Origin of the sequence: Haliscomenobacter sp., from assembly GCF_040403615.1 — a bacterium.
Classification (GTDB): domain Bacteria; phylum Bacteroidota; class Bacteroidia; order Chitinophagales; family Saprospiraceae; genus Haliscomenobacter.
The window spans coordinates 1-2824 of sequence record NZ_JBBAKG010000239.1 but is presented as its reverse complement, the minus strand read 5'-3'; the positions used below and the strand labels follow the sequence as shown (position 1 = coordinate 2824).

5 protein-coding genes are annotated in these 2824 nt (G+C 48.8%); 2 read left to right on the top strand and 3 right to left on the bottom strand.

Annotated features, from left to right (window positions below):
- Positions 1 to 453: 453 nt before the first annotated feature.
- Entirely contained in the window at positions 454 to 810 is a 357-nt protein-coding gene (locus tag ABW391_RS29210; RefSeq protein WP_353485438.1) for a DUF6876 family protein, read from the top strand.
- Between the two features lie 132 nt (positions 811 to 942).
- On the opposite strand, the gene ABW391_RS29205 is transcribed toward ABW391_RS29210, so the two are convergent.
- From ABW391_RS29205 to ABW391_RS29195, 3 genes are read right to left on the bottom strand one after another with little or no spacing between them, the layout of a single operon-like run.
- Complete coding sequence (locus tag ABW391_RS29205) at positions 943 to 1149, bottom strand: hypothetical protein (protein WP_353485437.1); 207 nt, start codon at positions 1147 to 1149, stop codon at positions 943 to 945.
- 48 nt (positions 1150 to 1197) lie between these two features.
- Positions 1198 to 1554 carry a HepT-like ribonuclease domain-containing protein gene (locus tag ABW391_RS29200; protein ID WP_353485436.1) on the bottom strand — a complete coding sequence of 119 codons (357 nt, stop codon included), beginning with the start codon at positions 1552 to 1554 and terminating at the stop codon, positions 1198 to 1200.
- Entirely contained in the window at positions 1551 to 1841 is a 291-nt protein-coding gene (locus ABW391_RS29195; protein WP_353485435.1) for a nucleotidyltransferase family protein, read from the bottom strand. The genes ABW391_RS29200 and ABW391_RS29195 overlap by 4 nt, the downstream gene beginning before the upstream one ends.
- Before the next feature lie 305 nt (positions 1842 to 2146).
- Here ABW391_RS29195 and ABW391_RS29190 point away from each other — a divergent pair.
- The coding region (locus tag ABW391_RS29190) for a hypothetical protein (protein ID WP_353485434.1) at positions 2147 to 2824 on the top strand (678 nt) is incomplete at its 3' end.

Here is a 2824-nt window from a genome sequence, read left to right as displayed (position 1 = left end):
AGGGCGTTTTAGCGCGTGGGTTTTTAGTTTGCCGGGGTGGAAAATTGTTTTATCCAAATCCATTTGTTGCTTTCGACTTGGTAACCCGCCAACCTATCGGGTTACCTAAATAGAGGTTGTCCAAGTGCGCATCTGACACAAAACTGTAGTCATGCAAACAACCAAGGACACGCAAATGAACCCAGATCAGAAAAAAGACATGTAAGCAAGGCAAGCGCGTGCAAAGGCCATTGAGTGCCTTCAACACGCCAGCAACCAGCTCAACAAAGCGTCTTACTACATTGATGAGTATGTGGGGAAGTTTAAAACGGCGCGCACCCCGGAGGAACGGCAAAACTTGGAGAACTGGGCCATCAACCACTTGGTATCGAGCATTCAGCCCAACCTAGGCATTGATACATTGGCGCGTGCGCAAGCCAACCTGGTCAAGCATGACGTCCTAAGGTTCGAGTTATGAGTGCTTTGGACCCCAGCCAACTGTCACAATTTACGGGCACCGAGAAGTACTACCGTATCAGCCGTAGGCACCTGCTGACCGATGGCACCAAGTACTTGGCTGAGCAAGCCGAGTGCTATTGGATGATGGATGCCATTGCCAGCCATTTATGTGAAATTGGCACGCAGGACTGGTTTGTACTGGTGCGCATGGATGTGAGCCAGGGCAGGGCGGTCATGGTCTACGAAGACGGTAACGGTGGTGAACACGCCAGACAGCAAATCCCCTACACCGACTTCCCCCTGAGCAGCATCACACTGTATGCCTGCTGGGACGGAAAGCATTGGGTGATCATGTTGCCCAGCGAATACTGACCTGACTAGGGCCAGACTGGATGCTGTGAAATCCGTATTGAGCCCAAAGCAAGCAACAGACATCTTGCGCGTGAAAGTAAGGCGCACAAAAAAGCCAGCTCGAAGCTGGCTCTATGCATGGCCTGTATCAGCTCAATGGTGTGACTGCTGTGCTTCTTGGTCACGAAGCTTGATCAAATCGGCGGCTGTCAATTCAACGTTCTTGCCGTCAACTGCAACAACGATACCCGTGTTAGTTTTGATAGCTAGATCTTGGGCTGCACGTGCTGCACGTTCCATGGCCGCATATGAGCCTGCTAAATCTGGATCAGTCGAGGTGCGAATGTCTTTGGTGTTCATTATTCAACTCTCTAAATAAGTTGATTCAAATTCAGAAATCAGACGATTTCACAAGTCGCGCATGGCCATGATGACTTGCTGTTGTAGGTATGGCAAGTCACTTTCAATTGTTTTCCAGACCACATTCACATCAACCTTGTAGTAACCATGGGCCAAAAGATTGCGCATATCGTAGGCAAATGCAAGCGGTAACTCGGGGTGAGCAGCCACAAATTCAGGAGCCACACGTTCAACGTTTTTGCTGGCTTCTCCAATAATCTCAAAGTTTCGGATCACTGCATCTTGAATCATTCGATTTGACAGAAACGAAGCTTCATCAATGTCTTCGCAGTATTTTTGAATTTGCGATATGGCTTCAAAAATATGACCGAGATAATCACCTAAACGCAATGGATCACGGCTCATATCAGTTGAGCTTGGGCAATGACAGTCTGTCGAAAACTGTCTGGTAATGCGCCAGGTGTAAGTACATCTACAGGCACGCCCAGTAAGTTGCGAAGTTTGTAGCGAATGGCACCTAGATCAAAAAGCGTGGTCTCAGCAGTGGTGTCCACAAGAATGTCTAAATCGCTGAGATCCGTGTCCAAGCCCTGCGCGACAGATCCAAACACCCGAGCGTTCAAAGCCCTGTGAGCCAAGACGATTTCTCGTATTTCACTGCGATGTGTTTCAAGCGCTTGGGAGGGTTTCATTTAGTGGGTTTGGCTTTGAGTGTTTTCATTTTATGCTCAGTTGTACAATTTGCCAACCAAATGAATCAGCCCAAAATTCCCGGAATTTTGGAACTGATGCCAGACAAAGAAGGATCTGCTTGAATTGGCTTCAATCAACGCAATGACCCGGGTAATTGGGCTATTTGCACATGTGCTTTGATTACGAAGAAACTTAAATTACTATAAGCGTGTGACTTTTTGAGATTTACCGGTTAACCTGTAAATACCAGCTAAATACGTGTGAATTTCAGGATTTCTCTTGTCCTGACTCCATGGAGCAGCGAATGATCAAGATCACCGTTAACAGCGCAGTGTACGAAGCACTGCAACAGGCTTTTCCCAAGCCTGCGAACAGCGCACATCGTGCGTTGGCCAAATACATCCGTGTGCTGGAGACCATGCTGTTCAAGTGCCTGCACTTTGAAGCCACGCCCATGCAACGCAAGCTCGATCTGTTTTCGATTTCGCTGCAACAGTTGGCCAATCAAGGGGGGCAGATTGGCTCTAAAAAGCAGCGTGTGCATGCTTGGCTGCGTGATCATCAACTCAGCTTGGTTGAACCCGTGGTCATCGGCTCCAACCTCACCGGGGGCGTGAGCCAATGCAAGCTGTCCCATTTAGTGACCCTGCAGGACACCTTGGCCATTGAAGCGTCAATATTGAACGCAGGCAGCACAGACCATGCTTTAGACGAATACCTCAGTGGCGATGACTTTAGCAACTACCAAGTGCTCAACCTGCTGTATCCCGAGTTCAAGCGCAACCTCAGCGAAAACGAAATCGACTGCACGTTTGATCTTGTGCCCGTAGACATCAAGTCCCTTAAAAACTACCTGATTTGGCTGGTCACCGAGGCCACCTTGCTCAGTCCAGCCAAAAAACAGCAAGCACTCAGACAAGGACGCATTATTTTGGCCGTAGCCAGCGTGATGGACGGGCATTACGTGCAGCGTAAAAAGCCC